The organism is Bartonella sp. HY406 (assembly GCF_025449315.1).
Lineage (GTDB): Bacteria > Pseudomonadota > Alphaproteobacteria > Rhizobiales > Rhizobiaceae > HY038.
Genome location: NZ_CP104893.1, coordinates 2,234,929 through 2,257,803, shown reverse-complemented (window position 1 = coordinate 2,257,803; position 22,875 = coordinate 2,234,929). Strand labels below are relative to the sequence as shown.

The window sequence follows — 22,875 nt, the reverse complement described above, 5'->3', positions numbered from 1 at the left end:
TTTTTCCATAAGGGGTAATAATGAAAAAGACCACTCAATTAGTTGCGTGCTGCGCAAGTCTTTTACTTGGCAGTACACTACAGGTCTTAGCAGAAGACGTGATGGAAGTAATAAGTTTTGGCGATGCCCGCAAAGAAATTGCGCTGACAATCTATAATGATGATCTGGCCTTGGTGCGTGAGGTACGCGAACTTGATTTTAAAAAGGGGTTAAATCACATAGCACTGCGTGATGTTTCAGGCAAAATCAGACCAGAAACAGCAATTATGAAGTTTAAAGACAATGCAATAATTCATGTTCTTGAACAAAATTTTAATTTTGATCTTTTAACCCCTAATTCTTTGAGTGAAAAAAATGTTGGCAAGGAATTAACTATTATTCGCCGTAACCAAGATGGCAGCATTACTGAAGAAAAAGCATTTCTTCTTTCAGCCAATAATGGTCTTATTTTCAAATATGCTGACCGCATTGAAATTGGTTTGCCAAAAGATGCACGGATAAAATTTGATAGCCTGCCGCAAAATTTACGTGATCGGCCAACGCTCGTGACCGACATAATAAGCGATACTGCGGGCACACGCCACGTAGATATAGCCTATCTTTCCAGTGGTTTACATTGGGAGGCAGATTATGTTGCACAATTAAACAAAGACAATGACAAAATGTCTTTAAAGGGCTGGGTAACATTAAAAAATAATAGTGGTACGAGTTTTGAAAACGCCAAAATTCAGCTTGTCGCAGGTGAGCTTAACTTGGTTCCTGAAGAACGAAAAAACTTAGCAGAAAAGGAAGATCGGGTACAAAATTTTAATTTTGGTGTTTCTGTAAAATTAGAAGCCCCCATACTTGATTATCATCTTTATACGCTACCACAACCAACGGCCCTTAAGGATAAACAGGTAAAGCAAGTCGCGTTGATGAACATTGAGAACATACCAGTTTATAAATATTATGAGCTGTCGTACTCAGACTTAACCCAACGGCGATATGATACGCAATCTAAAGATTGGGATCGTCGTGAAAAACTTAGTGCTAGCGCCAATTATTATTTTTTAAATGATAAGCACTCCAATTTGGGAATACCAATGCCAAAGGGAACTTTGCGTAGCTATAAAGCAGATAATAAAGGTGACATGCTGCTTTTAAATGAAAAATTTATAAATCACACGATGGAGGGCGAACGCGTAGCTTTAAAATCGGTTACTACTGATGATATAAAGGCTTATGAAGATATAACAGGGTTGTCTAAAACCGAAATTGAAAATGGCACCATTTCGGAAGCAAATCATAAAATTACAATAAAAAATACACAAAATCAGGCTGTAGAGGTGTGGGTTTCTTTTATGTTTAAAGATGATTGGGAGATCGTCGAAGAAGATTTGCCTCATAAAAAAATTGATGCTTGTAAAGTATTTTGGAAAGTAAAGCTAAAGCCAAATGAGCAAAATGTTTTCAATTATAAACTCCGTTCGCAATTTATCAAAGATGGCAGTATCTGTAGGAGAGATTTCAACTTTGGAGTAAGCACCAAATTTTAGTTGCACATAACCATGGTAAGGTATTTTGATACGGTTGGTATAAGGTTTTTAGCGTGAGGGTAATTTATGGAAAGAGATGAAAATAAAAACGTAAACCACCAAATAGAAATGCGCCCTATTGATGAACAGGTGAGTTTTAGCAATGCGCGTAAAGAAATTGCGGTTACAATTTATAATGAACATTTAGCTCTTGTGCGTGAAGTGCGCGACCTTAATTTGAATAGTGGTATGAACCGCATTGCCTTGCGTGATGTTTCTGGAAAAATACGACCGGAAACCGCAATTATGATTGCTACAGATGGTTCTGAGTTGAACGTGATTGAGCAAAATTTTAATTTTGATCTCTTAACACCGGATGCCCTAACCGAAAAATATGTTGGCAAAGAAGTGACAATCGTCATGCGCAATAGTGCTGGCGATGAGTATGAAGAAAAGGCAACTATTCTTTCCAATAATTCTGGTCTTGTTTTACAATATTGTGACCGTATTGAAATTGGTTTACCCAAATATGCGCGAATAAAATTTGACGCATTGCCACAAAATTTACGCGATCGCCCAACCTTAGCAACCGATATTATGTGTAGCAAAGCTGGTACGCGGCAAGTGGAAATTTCTTATCTTTCAAGCGGCTTTAGTTGGATTGCCGATTATGTTGCCGAGCTTAACCAACAAGAAAATTGCATTTCCCTTAAAGGTTGGGTTACGCTTACCAATAATAGCGGCACAGATTATCATGATGCGACGGTTAAACTTGTTGCTGGGAAAATCAATATTGTAAAATTAGACTGGATGGTAACACAATCTGGTGTAGTTCACGACGGCGCGGGAACAGGTAAGGCATTCTCTGGACACGAAAGTTTATTTGACTATCATCTTTACACGTTACCTTATTCAACGACACTTAAAAATAAACAGGTAAAGCAGATTGCCTTAATGGCCGCTTATGATATTCCAGTTCAAAAATTCTATAAAGCCGAGCCACATCTATTTGGCTCGTATTTAACGAGTAATACGAATTCCAATAATGAAGGTGAGCCTTTTAATGTTAATGTCTATTTTTCATTTTTCAATGATAAACAGTCTAATTTAGGTGTGCCATTGCCTAAAGGTATTTTACGCGCTTATAAGCCTGACAAGCAGGGAGATCCACAGCTTATTGGCGAAGATTCTATTAAGCATACAGCAGAAAATGAGTGGGTATCCTTTACACCAGGTAACCCTTTTGACATTAATGTATATGGTAAGGTCACAGATGCCAAAAAGGTAGGTTTGGGTGATAGCCCATCCTATGAAAAGACTAGCTTAATAACAGTTAAAAATGCCAAGGATGAAGCCATAGTAGTGGATGTTCGTATTTTCTTTCCAAAAGAATGGCAAATTTTGGAAGAAGATATTGTCCATGAAAAACTAAATGCAAATTATGCACGTTGGAAAGTCAACGTAGAGGCTAAAGGACAAACTGTATTTACCTATAAGGTGCGCACTAAAGATTAATGATTTTCTCCAATCTACAATGCAGGAGTATTTATTGGTTTTATTTCAACAAAATACTCTTGCATCGTGCAGTTAAGGCTCTATTTATATCCCAGTCGTTATTGGTAGCGCGTTGCGTTTTACGGGCTGAGGCGTTGCCAATTCTTTCCACTTGGAAAGTGCTTCATTCGCCACATTCCATGGTTGGCGTTCTATAAACTTTCCATCCCCAGCTTGCGCTATAACTTCGCCATTGTCATAAGCAATTTTGCCGCGCGTTAGCACAGTTTTTGGCAAACCTACAACTTCCATTCCTTCAAATACGCTATAATCGATGGCTGAATTTTGTTGCTTAGCTGAATAGGTCTTTTTGGCTTCTGGGTCCCATATGACAAGATCAGCATCAGCACCTTCGATAATTGCACCCTTTTGCGGATAAATATTTAAAATTTTTGCAATATTGGTAGAGGTAACTGCAACAAATTCATTCATCGTTAAGCGCCCAGTGCGCACCCCATGGGTCCAAAGCAAGGCAAGCCGCTCCTCCAATCCGCCAGTACCATTGGGAATGGCAGTAAAATCATTTAACCCACGGCGTTTTTGCGCTGTTGTAAATGCGCAATGATCTGTTGCAACCACTTGTAGCGAACCTGAAGTTAAACCCGCCCAAAGACTGTTTTGATGTTCCTTGTTGCGAAAGGGTGGAGACATCACGCGCCTTGCTGCATGATCCCAGTCCTTATCCATATATTCACTTTCATCTAAGGTAAGGTGTTGGATTAGTGGTTCGCCGTAAACTCGCATGCCCTTTTGCCTTGCCCGCCGGATTGCTTCATGGCTTTCTTCGCATGATACATGTACCACGTAAAGTGGAACGCCAACTTGGTCAGCTATCATAATCGCCCGATTAGTTGCTTCTCCCTCAACTTCAGGGGGTCTTGACCATGCATGGGCTTCAGGGCCAACTTTACCTTCTTTGGTCAACTTTTGTTGTAGTTGCGCTATGATGTCGCCATTTTCAGCATGAACTAGGGTCAAGGCTCCCAATTCCGCGCAGCGTGAAAATGAAGCAAACATCTCATCATCATTGACCATGATTGAGCCCTTATAGGCCATGAAATGCTTGAATGTGTTAACGCCGCGCTTAACCACTTCATGCATTTCATTAAATATTTGCTCATTCCAACCGGTAATTGCCATATGAAATGAATAATCACAACGTGCTTTGCCCGCCTTTTGAAACCAAGATTGTAAGCCGCCAAGTAGACTACCATTTTCATCGGGTAGGGCAAAGTCAACCACCATAGTGGTGCCACCTGCTATTGCCGCCTTAGTACCAGTGTCAAAGTCATCGGCAGAATGAGTTCCCATGAAGGGAAATTCTAAATGTGTATGGGGATCAATGCCGCCGGGAATGATATAACAACCTTTGGCATCAATAATACTATCGCCTTGTAAATTATCACCGATTGCCGCGATTTTTTGGTCTTTGATTAAAATATTAGCCTTATAGCTACGATCTGCTGTAACGATAATACCGTTTTTTATAAGTTTTGTTGGCATATTCCCCTCCCATTTTGCAGGTTTTAAATCATTACCCAAAAGCCCTTAATTTTAAAATGGTTACGCTTTTGAGCACGTTTATTTATACTTAACGTGCTCAAAACCCTTTATACTATCGCATTTCCTCAATACAAAACTTGCAATAAATCTTGCTAGAAATGCTTTAATCTATATTAATCAATAATTTCTGCCGTTGCTAATACGGCGTTTAGCAATACATCACTACCGGATTTTGCCCATTGCGGCGTAATCGTTTCATCTTCATTATGGCTTAATCCATCAACACAAGGACACATAATCATTGCGCTTGGAGCAACATGGCTAATCCAGCATGCATCATGGCCTGCGCCAGATACGATATCACAATAGGAATAACCTAGTTGTTTTGCAGCGGAGCGCACTTTTTCAACGCAGGTCTTATCAAAGGTTACTGGATCAAAACCGCCTACTTCTTGCCAACTAAACTCCAATCCCAAATCCGTGGCAATTTTTTTACCCTCAAGAATGAGAGCATCAACCATAGCTTGAATTATTGTTTTATCAGGATGGCGAAAATCGATGGTAAAAACGGCTTTACCAGGAATAATATTGCGTGAATTAGGATAGATATTGGCCATGCCCACGGCTCCCACTGCATGGGGAGGGTAGCGCCAAGCAATATCATTGACACGGTCGATAATGCGCGCCATGCCAAGGCCTGCATCAATGCGCTTCACCATTGGTGTTGATCCCGTATGAGCTTCTTTGCCCAAAAGGGTAATTTCGATCCATTTTAAACCTTGGCCGTGAGTAACAACGCCAATATCAATTGCTTCATCTTCTAAAATTGGACCTTGCTCGATGTGAAGTTCATAATAGGCTTTAATTGGATGTTTTCCGCAAGGCTCATCACCAACAAAACCAATGCGCTCTAACTCAAGGCCGAATTTTTTACCTTCACTATCGGTTTGTTGTTTTGCCCAGCTTTCCTCAATTACACCGGCAAAAACACCTGAAGCAACCATAGCAGGTGCAAAGCGTGCACCTTCTTCATTGGTCCAATTGGCAATTTCGATAGGGTGGCGCGTTTTTATGCCAAGATCACGAATGGTACGGATAACTTCCAAACCAGCCAATACCCCTAAAACACCATCATATTTGCCGCCGGTTGGTTGTGTATCAAGATGGCTACCCATGACAACCGGTGGGAGATGATTTTCAGTGCCATCAAGGCGGGCAAACATATTGCCCATAGTATCAATTTTCATGGTAAGGCCAGTATCCTTACACCATTTGGTAAATAATAACCGCCCCTCGCGGTCTTCATCGGTAAGAGTTTGGCGATTATTACCGCCCTTTATACCGGGGCCAATTAAGGCCATTTCCATTAAACTGTCCCAAAGTCTTTCACCATTTACCCGATGATTATCGCCAACAAGCATTTTTTGCCCCTTTATTTATTGTAGCATCGAAGATGATTGAGGCAATTATTGCTTGATAAAAAGCGTTGTGTCAAACATTGAATTGCAATCCACTATGGTGGAATATTTGGTTTTTGCGGCGCATAAAAAATGCCCCGTTTTTCAACGAGGCTTTTTTTATAGTTTTAATTTTGGATGCTAGTTTATCAGCATATCTATTTTTAACGAACTGCACCATAGGCTGCAAGTGCGGCCATATTTAAAATTTCGCTGTCTTTTGCACCTAAAGGCACAATTTGCACTGATTTTTCAAGACCTACTAGAATAGGGCCAATAATGGTGGCTCCTCCTAATTCTTGGAGCATTTTGCTAGCAATTGATGCCGAGTGATAGCCAGGCATAATAAGGACGTTAGCTGGTGCCTTAAAACCCATAAATGGATATTGTTCCATAAGCTTGGGATTTAATGCGACATCGGCACTCATCTCGCCATCAAATTCAAAGTCAACCTTGCGTTCTTTTAAAATCGCCACTGCTTCTTGAATGCGCTGGGCGCCTTCGCCTTTCATGTGACCAAAGGTTGAAAAAGCAAGGAATGCAACGCGTGGAGTATAGCCCATGCGGCTAGCCAAATGCGCTGACTGTTCTGCAATATCGGCAAGGGCGGTCGCGTCTGGATGTTCATGCACTGCTGTATCGCTAATAAATACGGTGCGACCGCGACAAAGGGCAATGGAAACGCCCATTAATCTTGCATTTTCTTTAATCGAAATAACCCGGCGCACATCAGAAAAAGCAGTTTCATAATTGCGGGTTACGCCAGTTACCATGGCATCGGCATCGCCCATGGCGACCATGGTTGCAGCAAAGAAATTACGGTCATTATTGATAAAGCGGTGGCAATCGCGTCTTAACCAACCTTGACGCTGTAAACGCTGATAGATAAAATCGGCATAGTCGTCGCGTCGGGCATTAGATGATGCATTGGCAATGGTAACGCCTTCACGATCAAGATCAATACCGGCCTGCTTTGCTGTTTCATGAATTTTTTCTTCACGCCCAACCAATACTGCACTACCTAGCTTTTGATTAACGTAGGAAAGCGCCGCCCGCATGACTTGTTCTTCTTCACCCTCGGCAAAGACCATGCGCTGAGGTTCATTGCGCACACGCTTATAAATATCACCCATGGTGGATGCAATTGGATCACGGCGAGCTGCTAATTCATTTGCATAAGCGTCCAAATCTTCAATTGGTTTACGCGCAACGCCGCTTTCCATCGCCGCTTTTGCAACAGCTACAGGAATTGCGGCAAGAAGACGTGGATCAAAAGGCACAGGAATAATATAGTTGGGGCCAAAACGTGGACGATTGCCCTGATAGGCAGCGGCAACATCATCTGGCACTTCTTCACGAGCAAGATTTGCTAAAGCGTAAGCTGCTGCTTCTTTCATTTTATCGTTAATAGTTGACGCACGCACGTCAAGAGCACCACGGAACATGTAAGGGAAACAAAGAACATTGTTAACCTGATTTGGATAGTCAGAGCGACCCGTTGCAACAATAGCATCGGAGCGAATTGCCGCCACTTCTTCTGGGGTAATTTCAGGATCAGGATTGGCCATCGCAAAAATAATTGGATTGGCTGCCATTGATTTGACCATATCGGCAGTAAGGGCGCCCTTGGCAGAAACACCAAAGAACACATCGGCATCTTTTACCGCATCAGCAAGGCTACGAGCATCAGTTTTCACAGCATGAGCCGATTTCCACTGGTTCATATTTTCTTGGCGGCCCTCATAGACAACGCCTTTGGTGTCACAAAGAGTAATGTTTTCAGAAGCAAAGCCGACAGCCTTTGCAAGTTCAATACAGGCAATGCCAGCAGAACCGGCGCCATTACAAACAAGCTTGGTTGTTTTCATATCACGCTTGGTTAAATAAAGCGCGTTAATAAGGCCGGCAACGGCGATAATTGCTGTTCCATGCTGGTCGTCATGAAAAACAGGAATGTCCATCATTTCACGCAAACGGCTTTCAATAATAAAGCAATCTGGCGCTTTAATATCTTCAAGATTAATGCCGCCAAAGCTTGGGCCTAAATAGCGTACAGAATTAATAAAGGCCTCAATATCAGTTGTATCAACTTCCAAATCAATAGAGTCGACATCAGCAAAGCGCTTAAATAATACCGCCTTACCTTCCATGACCGGCTTTGAAGCTAATGCACCAAGATTACCAAGCCCCAAAATAGCGGTACCATTAGAAATAACTGCAACAAGATTGCCCTTTGCCGTATAGTCATAGGCGGCAGCAGGATTTTTGGCAATAACCTCAACTGGAACCGCAACGCCTGGAGAATAGGCTAATGACAAATCACGCTGAGTTGCCATTGGCTTGGTTGGAATAATTTCTAACTTACCAGGGCGGCCTTCAAAGTGATAATTGAGGGCTTCTTGATCGCTTACGGCTTTTGATGATTTTTGTTCTTTGGTAAGGCCACTATTGGGTGCCATGGATATATCTTTCATTAAAATTTCACACACAATTAGCATATTATCTGGCACAATGCCGTAATAGCTTTAATTTTTTTCAATCAGCCCTTTTAAAGCTTTTAGATGAAAAGACAAGAAATGTTTAAAACTGTTTGTGATGATGTGCAATAAACTTCGCACACTTTATGTTTGAAGCGACGCAAAGTCTCATCTGCGATAATATTCATTGATTAACTTACCAATGAAAATGAATTTTAAAAAGCGGTAAATGTCATGGTGGTCAATGAACGTACAATACCTGGGATATCTAAAACATTCTCACTAAGGAATTTACCAATATCCTTGTCTTCTGCTACATAAATTTTGAGAAGAAGATCAAATTCACCACTGGTAGAATAAAGTTCAGAAACAATTTCTCTTGTATAGAGTATATCGGCAACCTCGTAGGTTTTGCCAGGTACACATTGCAGTTGCATGAAAATCGGCTTCATAATTTATCCTCAACTATTGGGTTTATTCCCTATCTTATTAAAGTGATATTAAGCTTTTGTTAACCCGTAATTGCGAAAATTTCTAAAATAATGAAATTGTCTTATGATTATGGTGATGGGCAACATGTTGTGATCTTATTTTAGGTTTTTAAGATATAAAGTTTCATCAAGAATTTCGTTAAGATTTGAAGGTTAAAAAGGATGCGGTGTTGAAATATGCATCGATTCATCGCCTTTGGTTTTCAAAGTCAAAAATTTAATAGGGTTTATAAGAATGCGAGCCAATAGGAAAAATGCTATCATAGAGGATAGTTTTCCAATAAATAAAAAATCCATAATGCAGCAAATATTTTCTGCATCTGGTTTGTCGGTACATTTTTTAAAATACTATTATTTTTATCGAAAAATAGCTCTATCATTAGTGGCTATAGTAATGCTTGTTTTGATAAATAATGCTCATGCATTAACCGCTTCAGAGATAATGCAGCTTAATAAGCTTGACCCGCAAACACGTATTGAACAACGTTGCGATATCGAAGCTATGAGCCGCCTTGGTAAGGAAAAGCGTTGGCGACCTGACAAGGTTTTGGCTTATGCATTTTCAGATCCTGTTATGAGTGCACATACAGTGAAAGCTAAGGGTGCGGCCTTCAGATCGAACGGTAATTGGTATCGTTTATCCTATATTTGCAAGACCCAAGATGATTTTGTAACCATTAATACTTTTGAGTATAAGATAGGAGATCTTGTGCCGCGTAAGGATTGGGATAAGCATTATTTGGTTCCATAGCGCTTTATAAAATTAAAGTGCTGGTGTTCTTATCTGAAAAAAAATTAACATGATTTTTTATGCTTTAATATTTAAATATTATTTTAAAACGCAACTTATAAATGGTTTTTTGAGAGAAATTTTAATTTTTTGTAACTAAATATTGAATTTTTTGTAAGAAATACTTGTTATATATAAAATATAGAAAATTGATTTTATAGAGAGGATGAATATTATGATATTTTAATATCATAATATATTAAAATTTCAGATAGAATCTGAAGATATTCTAACCCTCCTTTGCTTTAATTATGCCATTAAATAAACAAAATTAGTGTAAATGTCATATTAAGTATATATTAATATGCAAATTTTATATATATCTATTATTAGGTGGAAGTTGTATATTTTTATAATTTAATTTTGATATGCAGCATATCAAAAATTTATATAAGTATTCAAGTGTTGCAGAGATAAAAATCTGCAATAGCAAGGTGTCTGGCTTATCGCCCCCCGCTTGAAGCTGGATACCTTGCTCCTCGTTTTACTTAGCCAATTTAATTCAAAATACGTGGATTAGATTTGGTGGTAAAATGGCTACTAGTTCTTAAGCACAGGAACAGCACAGGATATTTGGCATTGTTACCCCGAACAGCTAGATATCCTGTTGGTTCATGTACAATATCAACCGGTTATTTATCAAGTTTTATGTGTGCTTGTTCTAGCATGTTGTGCAATTCTCTTTGCAACTTTAAATGTTTTACAAATTCCATCGATTAAATAAAGGTCGTATTCCTTGCACCATTGGAAGTAATCAAAACTCAGCTTTTTAATGCAGTGCTTTCATTTTTAGCGGCGCAAAGAGCATCATATTCACTCAACACCGATGATAGTTCATTTTCTAAAACTATTTTTGATTGCTCACTAATATAATCAGCTAAATCCTGCGGTATTCCTGAATAGGTTATATAGCCAACCGTTGCACGAATTGCTTCAAATATATTTTTTACGGTTGTTTCACGTGCTGTGGGTGATGCATCCTGTGCCAGAAGCATAATAAAAAGTGTTTTACTGATGGCTGAGTGTACATTAATTTGGCATTGTTGATAAATAGAGTTTTGACGAAGTACTTCAATTTTTTCGTCTAGAAGCCTTAATTTTGTCGATATTTCTGAATTAAGCATGTGCATATCCATTATAAATCCCCGTTATCTATAATAAATATCGAATAATAATTGTTATTTAAATACATTACAAGTATATTTATTACCTTTATTCAATATTATTGAATTATTAATATTATCTTTATTATTATATTATAATAATTTACTATTTTTATTTGTTTCATTGAGTGATATTTCACCAATATGAAAAATACATTCTTATGAAATTTTTACGGCATGTTTAAACTGATAAGGGGACAATTGTGGTGTTATTATCCTTATGAGAAAAACTAATCTATGCCCCAATTTTTCAAGCTATAAATAAACGGGGCCAAGGTTAATCCACGTGATGATAGGTTATATTCAACCTTTGGCGATACTTGTGCTTATTTTCTAATTTTCATTATCTTGAAAGGAAAATCAATCAGAATAATGAAAGGGTAAGAAAAATGAGCATGAGTGCTTATAGGAAACCAAAAGACATTCAGGCTGATGATAGTCTCTTAGTTTAGAAAGTACTACCCCGCAGGCAAAGGGCACGATATTTGGGTGGAAATGAAGGCGGTTGCAGTTAATCCCGTTGATGTTGAGCTACTAGCAAATACTAGTTCCAAAGAAGACTATCGCGTACTTGGCTTTGATGCAGCGCTTAGAGTCAAAGCTGTCGGTGACGGTGTAACTTTATTTAAGGAAGATGATGAGGTTTTTATGCTGGCGCGATTGATCGTAATGGTACTAACGCACAATTTCATTTGGTCGATGAACGTATCGTAGGCCATAAGCCAATAAGTTTAAGCTTAACCGAAGCCGCGGCATTACCTTTGACTGCTATCACTGCATGAAAAGCGCTGTTTGATTGATTGCAAATTCAAAAGGCAAGATATCGGGTAATAAAAATATTCTTATTATTGGCGGTGCCGGTGATGTTGGTTATAGGGCAATAGAATGGACGCATGCTTTAAGCAATTTAACCGTGATTGCAACCGCTTCAAGAGATGAAAGCCGCGCTTGGACACACCAAATGGGGGCAGATTACATTATTAATCATCATGAAGATTTGGTGTCTCAGCTTAAAAGATTGGTCATAGATGAAGTTGGTTATGTATTATCCACCAATGCAACAGAACAATATTTATCGCAGTTACCATTGATAATGGCGCCGCAAAGCCATCTTGAGCTAATCGATGATCCTCAATCCCTTGATGTGCGCAGTTTTAAAGCAAAATCTATCGCAGTTCATTGGGAATTTATGTTTACGCGCTCATTATTCAAAACCCGTGACATGGTGCCATCGCATTTATTGTTAAAAAAAATTGCTGGATTGATAAGGGTGAAATTAAAACAACGCTCACTCAGTTATTGTCACCAATCAATGTGCATAATTTGAAAGAAGCGCATTCTCGGCTTGAGGCTAGTAATGTGAAGGGAAAATTAGTCATTGAAAACTGGCAATAATAGTTTGGCTAAAACGGCATTTTTAAGCAATTGTAAAAATGCCTTTTTATTTTTAATTATTTAAAATCTTGGGTAAATTTTAAAAAAAATTCAATTACCGCAAAGAGTCAGCATATAATTTAGGCTTTAAAAAGAAGTAACTAAGGTGATATTCCATGGAATTATGGTCAATCCAACCTGAATCTGCATTCATGGCAAGGTCATCCTTGTTAATATAAAAATAGACTTTATTTTGATAAAATCGGATCAGCGTAAAGCCGATGAATTCAGCATCAAGTACAACTTCTGTCTGGTCTTTAACAATTGCTTTAGCGAAAAAATCGTCATGGAGATTAATCGTTATAGAAATATCTGCGTCATTGTTAGAAAAATGAATGAACAGTGCCGCGCCATTTGGTGTAAAGCATTCGTCAAAAGCTAAAAGATTGCTAACGTTTCTATTGAAAATATCATGCTTGGCAAGTTGCGGATCAATGGGAAGATTGAGATCAAATAAGATGTCAAAATCATTGCTCATGATGTACTTAATCCAGTTCTTTTGGTGTTATAGCTTGCAAGATCTAGTCGCGACTTGATTGTAAGATTAATCAAATCGCATTCTATAACGCTTATTTGCTCATCTTTAACATTATCGTTAGCGCGATGAATTCCTTCAAAAAATAGTGCCTTGTTTTTATAAATCTCAATATATTTGATATAATTCATCCAAATGGAAACTTTAACTCCTCTTGCTGTTGTAATGGATAAACTAACATCATCAAACATCGGCGCTATACACATTGATAGTTCACGCAACTTATTTGAAAAGGTTAGATCAATAAAGAAAATATCACTATCAAATTCAGCTCGCGAATAGACTGCATCTTTAAAATAAGCACAATGGTTCAGTAAAAATTCCTTATTTTTTACCGCTATATCAGCATTCCAAAGATCAAATTTTAATAAAAATTCTTCCATTAAATTTCCCTTTTGAAATGTCCCATACAGCAATGAGCTATATCGATAATTAGCGCGGCTTAACCTTACCCGTTGATTGTCTTATATGGAGTTCAGGCTTAATCAGCTCATGCCCGTCAAGTACTTCCTTGCCATTTAGAAGATCAAGCAGCGCAAGAGCCGCACGTCTGCCAACTTCGCGTTGACCGTTCCAAACAGTGGTAAGGGCAGGGGTGGCAATGGCAGCTTCTTCCAAATCATCATAGCCGGTAACAGAAATATCTTCACCAACTTGCAATCCAGCACGGGCAATGCCATTCATTAGTCCAATGGCAACAAGGTCATTCCAACAAACAGCAGCAGTTGGTTTATCCTTTAAGGCTAAGAATTGTGGGGCTGCTTCAAAGCCTGCTTGTTTGGTGCGTGGTCCAGAAATACGCCATTCGGGCTTTGCTTCAAGCCCTGCTTTTTGCATGGCATTGAGATAACCTTGATAGCGATCACGCCCAGTAGAGGTGAAATCTGTGCCACCAATCATAGCAATTTTTTCGTGCCCTAAAGAAATTAAATGGTTGGTTGCAAGGGCAATACCAAATGTGTCATCACCCGTAAAAACCGGTGCTTCAATGCCATCAATACGGCGTGCAACAAAAACTATTGGCAATCCGTTCTCTTGGGCAATGAGGATGTCTTTTAAAGGAGTACCAATTGCCGGAGACATTATAACGCCATCAGCACCTAATTGTAACAATGTTTCAATAAAGTTGCGTTGCTTTTCTACTTGGTCATAATGGTTGGAAAGAATAAAGGTCTGCCCCGAGCGGTCAAGCTCGGTTTCGATGGAGCGTAAGATTTCAGCGAAAAACGGATTCATAATGTCATGCACAACAACGCCGATAATTCCAGAGCGGGAGGTGCGCAAACTTGCAGCCCGGCGGTTGTAAATATAGCCAATATCTCGAGCAAAGGTTTTGATGCGATTGCGCGTTTCCTCGGCAACTAAAGGGCTATCGCGTAGGGCAAGTGATACGGTCGCCGTTGAAACGTCAAGAGCTTCTGCAATGGTAGATAGTTTGATTTTTTGCGCCACCGATTAATCCTCCACTTAAAATCGCATGATATGTTTATTATTAGCTATACTGGATTTTACAATGAGTTCTAGTCCAAATCGTTCGCAATTGGTTTATTGTATTGAGTGTTGAGTGTTTTCTTACCAATGTTGCGAGATGTTTTTATGATGCAGCATATTAATGTGCTGATTTTGCCGATTAAGCCATTTTGATAATTTTGCATGATTAATAATCATGGCGAATAACATACGCGGTTTTAAATGATGGGTGAAAAATCGCTTTATAATTGTCACAATAATGGTTATGCCTAAGTTGTGAATTGGGATATTGGATGAAAGAGGGCTTTGTGAGCTATCGAAAATACCCCAATAATATGCTAATTTATAATTATGTGTGAAAACATCTAAAGCAGGTTATCAAGGCGAAGACGGAGCAGACTATGTCATTTTTTAAAAAACTTTTTGGCGGCGGCGATAAAACTCCTAAGGAAATCTCCTCGGATCCAATTGACTATAATGGTTTTACAATCAAAGCCACGCCTTTTGCTGCCGATGGTCAGTACCAATCTTGCGGTGTTATTAGCAAAACTATTAATGGTGAAGTGTGCGAGCATCGTTTTATCCGCGCTGATAAATTTGCAAGTACCGATGTGGCGTTTGATATGATTACAATTAAAGCCCGTCAAATTATTGATGAGCAAGGCGATAATTTGTTTAAATAAATATATTATTGTATCAATATCTTTGTGTCGATTTTGATAGGTGGATATCAACAAATGACAACAAAAAGAAACGAGACGCATAGCAAAATTTTAACTAAGCTTTTCCCCGCGATTCCCTTTATTGATGCAGAGGCGATAAAAGAGGCCGTAACGGCTAAGCATTTGCGCAAATTTCCTCCTTCAATCGCTATTTGGTTGGCTGCTATTGCCTATATCCGCCATAGTTATACAGATTATGACCAATTGCGTGATGATGGCTATGATCGTGATAGTGCGTTGCATTTTGTGCGCGATAGTATCAATGAAACTTTGACGATATGGCGTTCAAGCCGCTATTTAGAAGATGATGAAGAACAACAGCTTATCTAAACTTATTGTGATATAGCTCATTTAAAAAAGTTTCTTTAGTCACATCACTGACATATTACATGCCTATATTTTATTCATAGGCATGATGCTTAGATGTGAATCTATCTAAATGACCATAATATGCGTTTGGTACATAAAAAAATAAAAAATATTTTTGCTCATTCCTTGACAAATGCCTTTTCAATTTTTATCTCTAATGCATCGTTAGCACTCTCAACTATCGAGTGCTAACAATAGAGGCATAAAGCCTTATTCAATTATTAGGTTAACATTTTTACTAAGGGTAAAAACCATGGCTACACCAAATTTCCGCCCGCTCCACGACCGTGTTGTGGTTCGCCGCGTTGAATCAGAAGAAAAGACTGCTGGTGGCATCATTATTCCTGATAGCGCCAAAGAAAAGCCACAAGAAGGCGAAGTTGTTGCTGTTGGCGCAGGCGTACGTGATGAAAACGGCAAGGTTGCAGCTCTTGATGTTAAGGCTGGCGATCGCGTTCTTTTCGGCAAATGGTCTGGCACTGAAGTCAAGCTTGGCGGCGAAGATCTTTTGATCATGAAAGAATCTGACATTATGGGTATTCTCGGCTAATTATTAGCTTTTGAGCCTGTACCTATCCGCCTATTTTTAAAAATTCGGGAAATTTCCCTAAAAGGAGTTAAATAAATGGCTGCTAAAGAAGTCAAATTTGGCCGTGAAGCACGTGAGCGCATGTTGCGCGGTGTTGATATCCTTGCCAATGCTGTTAAGGTAACACTTGGTCCAAAAGGCCGTAACGTTGTTATTGAAAAGTCATTTGGTGCACCACGCATCACTAAAGATGGTGTTTCAGTTGCTAAAGAAATCGAACTTGAAGATAAGTTCGAAAATATGGGCGCACAAATGGTGCGTGAAGTTGCTTCTAAAACCAACGATATCGCTGGTGATGGTACAACAACTGCAACCGTTCTTGCACAAGCTATCGTTCAAGAAGGCGCAAAAGCTGTTGCTGCCGGCATGAACCCAATGGATGTAAAGCGCGGTATTGATGCAGCTGTTGCTGAAGTTGTTGGCGTATTGCTTAAAAAAGCAAAGAAAATCAACACATCTGATGAAGTTGCTCAAGTTGGTACAATTTCAGCTAATGGTGAAGCAGAAATCGGCAAGATGATTGCTGAAGCTATGCAAAAAGTTGGCAATGAAGGCGTTATCACTGTTGAAGAAGCTAAAACTGCTGAAACAGAGCTTGAAGTTGTAGAAGGTATGCAGTTCGACCGCGGTTACCTTTCACCATATTTCGTCACCAATGCTGAAAAGATGGTGGCAGATCTTGATGATCCTTACATCCTTATCCATGAAAAGAAGCTTTCAAACTTGCAAGCTCTTCTTCCTGTTCTTGAAGCTATCGTTCAAACCGGTAAGCCACTTCTCATCATCGCTGAAGATGTAGAAGGTGAAGCATTGGCAACTCTCGTTGTTAACAAGCTTCGCGGTGGTTTGAAAATCGCTGCTGTTAAGGCTCCTGGCTTTGGCGACCGTCGTAAGGCAATGCTTGAAGATATCGCTGTTCTTACAGCAGGTCAGGTTATCTCTGAAGATATCGGCATCAAGCTTGAAAACGTAACTCTTGACATGCTTGGCCGTGCGAAGAAAGTTGCTATCACTAAAGAAACCACCACAATCGTTGATGGTGCTGGTGAAAAAGCTGAAATCAATGCACGCGTTAGCCAGATTAAGGCTCAGATCGAAGAAACAACTTCTGATTATGATCGTGAAAAACTTCAAGAACGTCTTGCTAAGCTTGCTGGTGGCGTTGCAGTTATCCGCGTTGGCGGTGCAACTGAAGTTGAAGTTAAGGAAAAGAAAGACCGCGTTGACGATGCATTGAATGCAACTCGCGCTGCTGTTGAAGAAGGTATTGTTCCTGGTGGTGGTACCGCACTTCTTCGCGCTGCTAACGGCATCACCGTTAAGGGTATCAATGCTGACCAAGACGCTGGTATCAACCTTGTTCGTCGCGCTCTACAAGCTCCTGCTCGTCAGATCGCAACCAATGCTGGTGATGAAGCTTCAATCGTTGTTGGCAAGATCCTTGAAAACAGCGCTGATACATTTGGCTACAACACTGCAACTGGTGAATATGGCGATCTTATCGCTCTTGGTATTGTTGATCCAGTTAAAGTTGTTCGTTCTGCCTTGCAGAACGCAGCATCAGTTGCTGGTCTTCTTGTTACCACTGAAGCCATGATTGCAGAACTTCCTAAGAAAGAATCTGCAATGCCTGCAATGCCAGGTGGCGGCATGGGTGGTATGGGCGGTATGGACTTCTAATAGTTCAAACCCCTTTAAAAATAGAGAAAAGCGGCTCATTGAGCCGCTTTTTTTATAATATTATATCGAAGTTGCGGCTTATAAAAATTGCCCAAACCCTGAAAAGATTTGGGCGACTAAATAGAATTAAATAACGGGCAGTTGATGATTATTGAGCAGTATCGCTATTATCTTTAGCAGTGTTTACATGATCGATGTTTCTAGTATTGCGTTCCATGACAATATGCATCCAATCCTTACCGCTTGGTGATTGGAAAATTTGCAAGCTAAATTCTGGTATGATTGAATATAAATGGTCAAAAATATTCGACATAGTATTTTCATATTCTGCCCAGACGACAGTATTGGTAAAGCAATAAATCTCTAACGGTAGCCCATTAGCATCGGGTGCTAATTGGCGAACCATCAAGGTCATTTTTTGATGAATACCGGGATGGCTTTTCAAATAGGCGGTAATATAAGCTCTAAATGTGCCGATATTGGTCATGCGTCTTGTGTTGGCTGCAATAGCCGCCTTGTCTCCAAGCTTGCCATTCCACTCGGTTATCTCTTTGGTTTTGCTGTCAAGATAATCGCGCAGCAGTACATATTGCGATAAATGTTGCTTATCTTCTTCAGTTAAAAAGCGAATACTGCTTTGGTCGATAAAAAGCGCGCGTTTAATTCGGCGACCACCAGATTCTTGCATGCCGCGCCAATTGATAAATGGATCGCTCACCAATTTTCGGATGGGAACAGTGGTAATAGTATTATCAAAATTTTGCACCTTAACCGTATAAAGGGCAAGCTCGATAACCGTACCGTCAGCACCTAGATTTGATACGGTAATCCAGTCGCCCACCCGTATCATATCGGTAGAAGCAATTTGCACACTGGCAACCAGTGATAGCAATGTATCTTGAAAGACCAGCATTAAAACCGCAGCCATGGCACCAAGGCCTGACAGAAGAATAAGCGGCGAGCGATCAATTAAGGTGGCAAGGATCAAAATGGTGGCAACGGCAAAAAGTGCAACCTTTACAATCTGAATTAGCCCTTTGATGGAGCGCATTTTTAAATGTTGGCGGCGGTGATAAATATCTTCAAATGCGCTGAGCATGGAAGAAATGGCTAGGGCGATGGTAAGAATGATAAAGGCATTGGCGACATTTTCAATAATTTTGGTGGCAGCCCCTGGTAGTCCAGGTACAACGCCAACTCCAACCGAAAATACTAATGCCGGCGCAATATTGGCAAGGCGCGAAATGGCAGAGCGAATAAAATCATTATCGCCACCTTTTACCATATTAAGCAGCCGATAAGAGCCACGCAATAGCAAAGCGCGGACCAAAAAATGCACAACAAAAGAAGCGACAATCAGAATAGCTAGCCAAATTAAAGTTTGAAGCCAAGCGTGCTGGCCTAATAATTGCTGCATTGTTTCATCCACTTGTTGCACTCCTTGTTCTAGGTTCGAGCCCACCATACTCTCCTTTAAATGGTACCTATTGCTTTTACTGTTCATAGAAACAGCTTTTCATTTGGTTAGGTTTAGCGGTATATTATCGAAAAAATAGGGCAATAAGATCATAATTATTTTATAAAGCGCTATATCATATTAAGTCGAGACAATTATTATAAGATCGTTGCTAATTTCACATTCAAAGATCATTTCATAAGATTGCTATAAGCTCTCACTGGTTCGTAAAAGCACCGTGAAGATGTTTTTTAAGTTTATGCTTACACTTTGCGATGTGATTGATTATAGTACTGTTAATTGATGATTAGGAGATCGTTATGGGTAAAATTTTGTTTGACCTTCCAGCAACACCTTTAGTTCCAGTTGCAGGTAGCGGGGATCTTTTTCCGGTAAATCGTATTTTTTGTGTAGGTCGTAACTATGAAGATCACGCCAAGGAAATGGGCGCAGCAGTTGATCGTGAAGCGCCTGTTTATTTTACCAAACCCGCCTCGGCGGTTGTTTTGTCTGGCGGCACTATTCCTTATCCTCCTGGTACGACAAATTTTCATTATGAAATGGAATTGGTTGTCGCAATTGATAAGCCAGCTTTTAGAGTTGGTGTTGATGAGGCGCTTAATAGCGTGTTTGGTTACGCCTGCGGTCTTGATATGACACGGCGTGATTTGCAACAATATGCTAAGGATAGACGCTATCCGTGGGATATTGCTAAGGCGTTTGAAAATTCAGCGATTATAACGCCAATAACGCCAGTTGAAGAATTTGGTGCGGTTAATGATCAGCATATATGGCTCAAGCTTAATAATGAAACCAAGCAAAGTTCTCATTTAAATGCCCAAATTTGGAGTGTTGAGGAAATTATTAGCCATTTATCGCATTATTATCACTTAACTGCTGGTGATCTTATCTATACAGGTACACCAGCAGGTGTTGGTGCGGTAAAGTCTGGCGATATCATAACTGGCGGTATTGATGGACTTTCAGCGTTGGTTATTGAAATTGGTAATGCTGAATAGCAAAGTTATTTTAATCTTTTGCCATGGGTAGCAGTGTTTAAAAGCATTTGCCAGAATAAAAATCTGTGCTTGGGCTTTCACTCCATAAAAATAATAATTATATAGGCGTTAAGTCACATAGCTATTGAATGTCTATGCGATTTAATGTCTATAAAATTATCCATTGCTTAAAAGCTTGCTGAAAACTATGGCTTGGGTTATGGCAATATGGTTGTGCTGTTGGGCTTTTAACATTAAAGTTCCTTTGCTCGTTTTATGATCAATATCAGGTTTTATTAATGCGTTTTTCACCGGATTTTCTGGACGATATTCGAGGCCGTGTCCCTATTTCAACGGTGGTCGCAACGCGCGTTACATTTGACAGTAAAAAAAGCAATGCATCCCGCGGAGATTATTGGGGGTGTTGTCCATTTCATGGTGAAAAGACGCCAAGCTTTCATTGTGATGATGGCCGTGGGCGCTATCATTGTTTTGGCTGCGGTGAAAGCGGTGATCATTTTCGTTTTTTAATGACACTTGATGGCTTAGGTTTTACGGAAGCAGTGGAACGGGTAGCGGATATGGCTGGTGTGCCAATGCCAAAAGCTGATCCGCAGATGGAGCAGCGCGAAGCGCGTAAAGCCACGCTTTATGATGTTATGGAAATGGCTACACAATTTTTTGAAGCGCAATTGCAAAATAGCCAAGGCAATGAAGCGCGCCAATATTTACAAAATCGTCAATTGCCGCAAGCAATACAAAAACGTTTCCGCCTTGGTTTTGCGCCGAATAGTAAAACTGCATTAAAAGATCACCTCCTAGCCAAAGGTGTAAGCGTCAAACAAATGGACGCCGCTGGTCTTATCGTGACAGGAGCAGATATTCCAAGTCCATATGATCGTTTCCGTCATCGTGTTATATTTCCAATTGCGGACTTAAAGGGGCGAATTGTTGCTTTTGGTGGTCGTGCTTTATCAACTGAAGTGCGGGCGAAATATTTAAATTCGCCAGAAACCGAATTATTCCATAAGGGCAATTTGCTTTATAATGGCGGCGAAGCACGACGAGCAGCACAAGCTAAAGGCGGTGAAGCAGCAAAGCCTATATTGGTTGTTGAAGGTTATATGGATGTCATTGCCCTTGCTAAAGCCGGCATTGATAATGCTGTGGCACCGCTTGGTACTGCACTAACCGACGAGCAATTACAACTTTTATGGCGCATGTCAAATGAGCCAGTTTTGTGTTTTGATGGCGATGGCGCTGGCATTAGTGCAGCTTACCGTGCCATTGATCGTGCCTTACCTTTGTTGAAAGCCGGTGTGTCTTTGCGTTTTGTGACATTACCTAATGGTAAAGACCCCGATGATATTATTCGCGATAACGGTGGCGAAGCATTTTTGGGTTTAGTGAGTGAAGCGCAGCCGTTGATTGAAATGCTTTGGCAACGTGAAGTAAATGACGGCTTAACTGAAACGCCTGAACAGCGCGCGGCTCTTGAAAAGCGATTAACGACAGCTGCTTTTTTGATTAAGGATGAAAGCCTGCGCCATTATTATTTGCAGGATATTCGTAATCGACTTCGCGATTTTTTCCGCCCTAAATTTCAACCTTTTCAAAAAGGGCAAAAGGGCCAGCAAGGTAATTTTGGTAAAAAGACACTCGAGACGATTGCAGCAGGGCCATCACAAAATCTCAATAATTCCGATCTTGCTTGGTCATCAAGAACGCCAATGGCATCGCGTGATGCGGCTATTTTGCTAACTCTTGCCAATCATCCCGCCCTTTGGCATGAAAATTTTGAAGCGCTTGCGGCTTTAGAATTTGCTCACGATGGTTTACAAGATTTTCACCGGGCTATGCTTAATATTTTGGCTGAGTGGTGCCCCGATGATGGTTCTGCTATGCATGAATTGTTAATAAAACGCGGCCAAAAAGCAATATTAGATCGCATCAGTATGATGATGCGCAATTTAAATACCCGCTCTTGTACGTTAGAAGCGCCGATTGAAGATGCGCGTGAGGCATTAAAGCAAGCATTGTACTTGTATTCTAGTGCACGCAACCTACATAAACGATTAAGAGAAATAGAAGTTGATCTTTTAGCAAATCCTACTGAAGAAAAACTGGCTTTGCTAATGGATGTGAGGGCAGAGTTAGAACGTAGTAATGCCACTGAAGCGCTGATTGAAGGCTTTGGTGCATGGGAAAAAGAAAAAGGTTAGAATCACTTTTTTGTAAAATGATTCGCTTTTTTCTTGCGAATCAGACAATTAATCTCGTTAGATTAGGATTGTCATGAGCGCCACCGCAGATCTCTTGGGTGTTGGCGTTGCTTTTGGTTGTCTATTCGTATGGCTTTATGATTGAGCTATACCAATCTAAAATGAGATTATTTTTAAAAAAGCTAAAATTTTGTAATTTTTACAATGTCTTGCTTGAATGTTAATGTTTGGTTATTTTATAGGAAATACTATAAAAGCCACAATAAGTATTTATAATGCAAGATGTTCAAAGGAAGTAACATTTATATATTGGTAAATTATATAGTGTAGACACGCTTTATAGAGAATTTAGCTTTTATTGGAACTTTTGCGCCAGCAAAGGTATTTATAAGGTTTATAGTCTATGGGTCGATTGATAATGGCCTTAGGCAAGTGAATGTCTGGAGTG

20 protein-coding genes and 1 pseudogene are annotated in these 22,875 nt (G+C 39.9%); 11 read left to right on the top strand and 10 right to left on the bottom strand.

The window, feature by feature from the left end:
- Positions 1–20 precede the first annotated feature (20 nt).
- Positions 21–1,538 (top strand): DUF4139 domain-containing protein, encoded by a 1,518-nt coding sequence (locus N6B01_RS09640; RefSeq protein WP_262078493.1) that lies wholly within the window; start codon positions 21–23, stop codon positions 1,536–1,538.
- Between the two features lie 66 nt (positions 1,539–1,604).
- Positions 1,605–3,032, top strand: coding sequence for a DUF4139 domain-containing protein (locus N6B01_RS09635; RefSeq protein WP_262078492.1), 1,428 nt, complete (start codon positions 1,605–1,607; stop codon positions 3,030–3,032).
- An 84-nt stretch (positions 3,033–3,116) separates the two neighbouring features.
- On the opposite strand, the gene hydA is transcribed toward N6B01_RS09635, so the two are convergent.
- From hydA to N6B01_RS09615, 4 genes are all read right to left on the bottom strand, one after another.
- Complete coding sequence (gene hydA / locus N6B01_RS09630) at positions 3,117–4,574, bottom strand: dihydropyrimidinase (RefSeq protein ID WP_262078491.1); 1,458 nt, start codon at positions 4,572–4,574, stop codon at positions 3,117–3,119.
- A gap of 173 nt (positions 4,575–4,747) precedes the next feature.
- Entirely contained in the window at positions 4,748–5,995 is a 1,248-nt protein-coding gene (locus N6B01_RS09625; protein WP_262078490.1) for a Zn-dependent hydrolase, read from the bottom strand.
- A 200-nt stretch (positions 5,996–6,195) separates the two neighbouring features.
- Positions 6,196–8,490 (bottom strand): NADP-dependent malic enzyme, encoded by a 2,295-nt coding sequence (locus tag N6B01_RS09620; RefSeq protein WP_262080635.1) that lies wholly within the window; start codon positions 8,488–8,490, stop codon positions 6,196–6,198.
- 233 nt (positions 8,491–8,723) lie between these two features.
- A complete protein-coding gene (locus N6B01_RS09615) occupies positions 8,724–8,960 on the bottom strand; it encodes an Lrp/AsnC ligand binding domain-containing protein (RefSeq protein ID WP_262078489.1) in 237 nt (78 codons plus the stop codon).
- A gap of 433 nt (positions 8,961–9,393) precedes the next feature.
- Here N6B01_RS09615 and N6B01_RS09610 point away from each other — a divergent pair, with 433 nt between their 5' ends.
- Positions 9,394–9,750: a DUF930 domain-containing protein gene (locus tag N6B01_RS09610; protein ID WP_262078488.1), complete on the top strand. Its 357-nt coding sequence runs from the start codon at positions 9,394–9,396 to the stop codon at positions 9,748–9,750.
- 800 nt (positions 9,751–10,550) lie between these two features.
- Here N6B01_RS09610 and N6B01_RS09605 read toward each other — a convergent pair.
- A complete protein-coding gene (locus tag N6B01_RS09605) occupies positions 10,551–10,913 on the bottom strand; it encodes a hypothetical protein (protein ID WP_262078487.1) in 363 nt (120 codons plus the stop codon).
- A 269-nt stretch (positions 10,914–11,182) separates the two neighbouring features.
- Positions 11,183–11,263 (bottom strand): annotated as a pseudogene (locus N6B01_RS15255) (transcriptional regulator); the annotation flags it as partial.
- A gap of 184 nt (positions 11,264–11,447) precedes the next feature.
- Between N6B01_RS15255 and N6B01_RS09600 the strand changes: the two are divergent.
- A complete protein-coding gene (locus N6B01_RS09600; protein ID WP_262078486.1) occupies positions 11,448–11,666 on the top strand; it encodes an alcohol dehydrogenase catalytic domain-containing protein in 219 nt (72 codons plus the stop codon).
- A gap of 82 nt (positions 11,667–11,748) precedes the next feature.
- Positions 11,749–12,279 carry a zinc-binding dehydrogenase gene (locus tag N6B01_RS09595; RefSeq protein ID WP_262078485.1) on the top strand — a complete coding sequence of 177 codons (531 nt, stop codon included), beginning with the start codon at positions 11,749–11,751 and terminating at the stop codon, positions 12,277–12,279.
- Between the two features lie 162 nt (positions 12,280–12,441).
- Here the strand turns inward: N6B01_RS09595 and N6B01_RS09590 are convergent, their stop codons facing one another.
- From N6B01_RS09590 to N6B01_RS09580, 3 genes are read right to left on the bottom strand one after another with little or no spacing between them, the layout of a single operon-like run.
- On the bottom strand, positions 12,442–12,864 hold the full coding sequence (locus N6B01_RS09590) for a hypothetical protein (protein WP_262078484.1): 423 nt from the start codon (positions 12,862–12,864) through the stop codon (positions 12,442–12,444).
- Positions 12,861–13,304: a hypothetical protein gene (locus N6B01_RS09585; protein WP_262078483.1), complete on the bottom strand. Its 444-nt coding sequence runs from the start codon at positions 13,302–13,304 to the stop codon at positions 12,861–12,863. Before N6B01_RS09585 ends, N6B01_RS09590 begins: the two co-directional genes overlap by 4 nt.
- Before the next feature lie 49 nt (positions 13,305–13,353).
- Positions 13,354–14,373 (bottom strand): LacI family DNA-binding transcriptional regulator, encoded by a 1,020-nt coding sequence (locus N6B01_RS09580; protein ID WP_262078482.1) that lies wholly within the window; start codon positions 14,371–14,373, stop codon positions 13,354–13,356.
- Positions 14,374–14,792: 419 nt separating this feature from the next.
- Here N6B01_RS09580 and N6B01_RS09575 point away from each other — a divergent pair, with 419 nt between their 5' ends.
- From N6B01_RS09575 to groL, 4 genes are all read left to right on the top strand, one after another.
- Positions 14,793–15,074, top strand: coding sequence for an HlyU family transcriptional regulator (locus tag N6B01_RS09575; RefSeq protein WP_262078481.1), 282 nt, complete (start codon positions 14,793–14,795; stop codon positions 15,072–15,074).
- 54 nt (positions 15,075–15,128) lie between these two features.
- Positions 15,129–15,443 (top strand): DUF2293 domain-containing protein, encoded by a 315-nt coding sequence (locus N6B01_RS09570; RefSeq protein ID WP_262078480.1) that lies wholly within the window; start codon positions 15,129–15,131, stop codon positions 15,441–15,443.
- 292 nt (positions 15,444–15,735) lie between these two features.
- Positions 15,736–16,032, top strand: a complete 297-nt coding sequence (groES, locus tag N6B01_RS09565) for a co-chaperone GroES (protein WP_182417543.1) — start codon at positions 15,736–15,738, stop codon at positions 16,030–16,032.
- A gap of 75 nt (positions 16,033–16,107) precedes the next feature.
- Positions 16,108–17,751, top strand: a complete 1,644-nt coding sequence (gene groL, locus N6B01_RS09560) for a chaperonin GroEL (protein ID WP_182417542.1) — start codon at positions 16,108–16,110, stop codon at positions 17,749–17,751.
- Positions 17,752–17,899: 148 nt separating this feature from the next.
- On the opposite strand, the gene N6B01_RS09555 is transcribed toward groL, so the two are convergent.
- Positions 17,900–19,168: a mechanosensitive ion channel family protein gene (locus N6B01_RS09555; RefSeq protein ID WP_262080634.1), complete on the bottom strand. Its 1,269-nt coding sequence runs from the start codon at positions 19,166–19,168 to the stop codon at positions 17,900–17,902.
- Positions 19,169–19,527: 359 nt separating this feature from the next.
- Here N6B01_RS09555 and N6B01_RS09550 point away from each other — a divergent pair, with 359 nt between their 5' ends.
- Together N6B01_RS09550 and dnaG are read left to right on the top strand one after the other, a co-directional pair.
- Positions 19,528–20,226: a fumarylacetoacetate hydrolase family protein gene (locus N6B01_RS09550; RefSeq protein WP_262078479.1), complete on the top strand. Its 699-nt coding sequence runs from the start codon at positions 19,528–19,530 to the stop codon at positions 20,224–20,226.
- A 278-nt stretch (positions 20,227–20,504) separates the two neighbouring features.
- A complete protein-coding gene (dnaG, locus tag N6B01_RS09545) occupies positions 20,505–22,427 on the top strand; it encodes a DNA primase (protein ID WP_262078477.1) in 1,923 nt (640 codons plus the stop codon).
- The last annotated feature ends 448 nt before the right edge of the window (positions 22,428–22,875 follow it).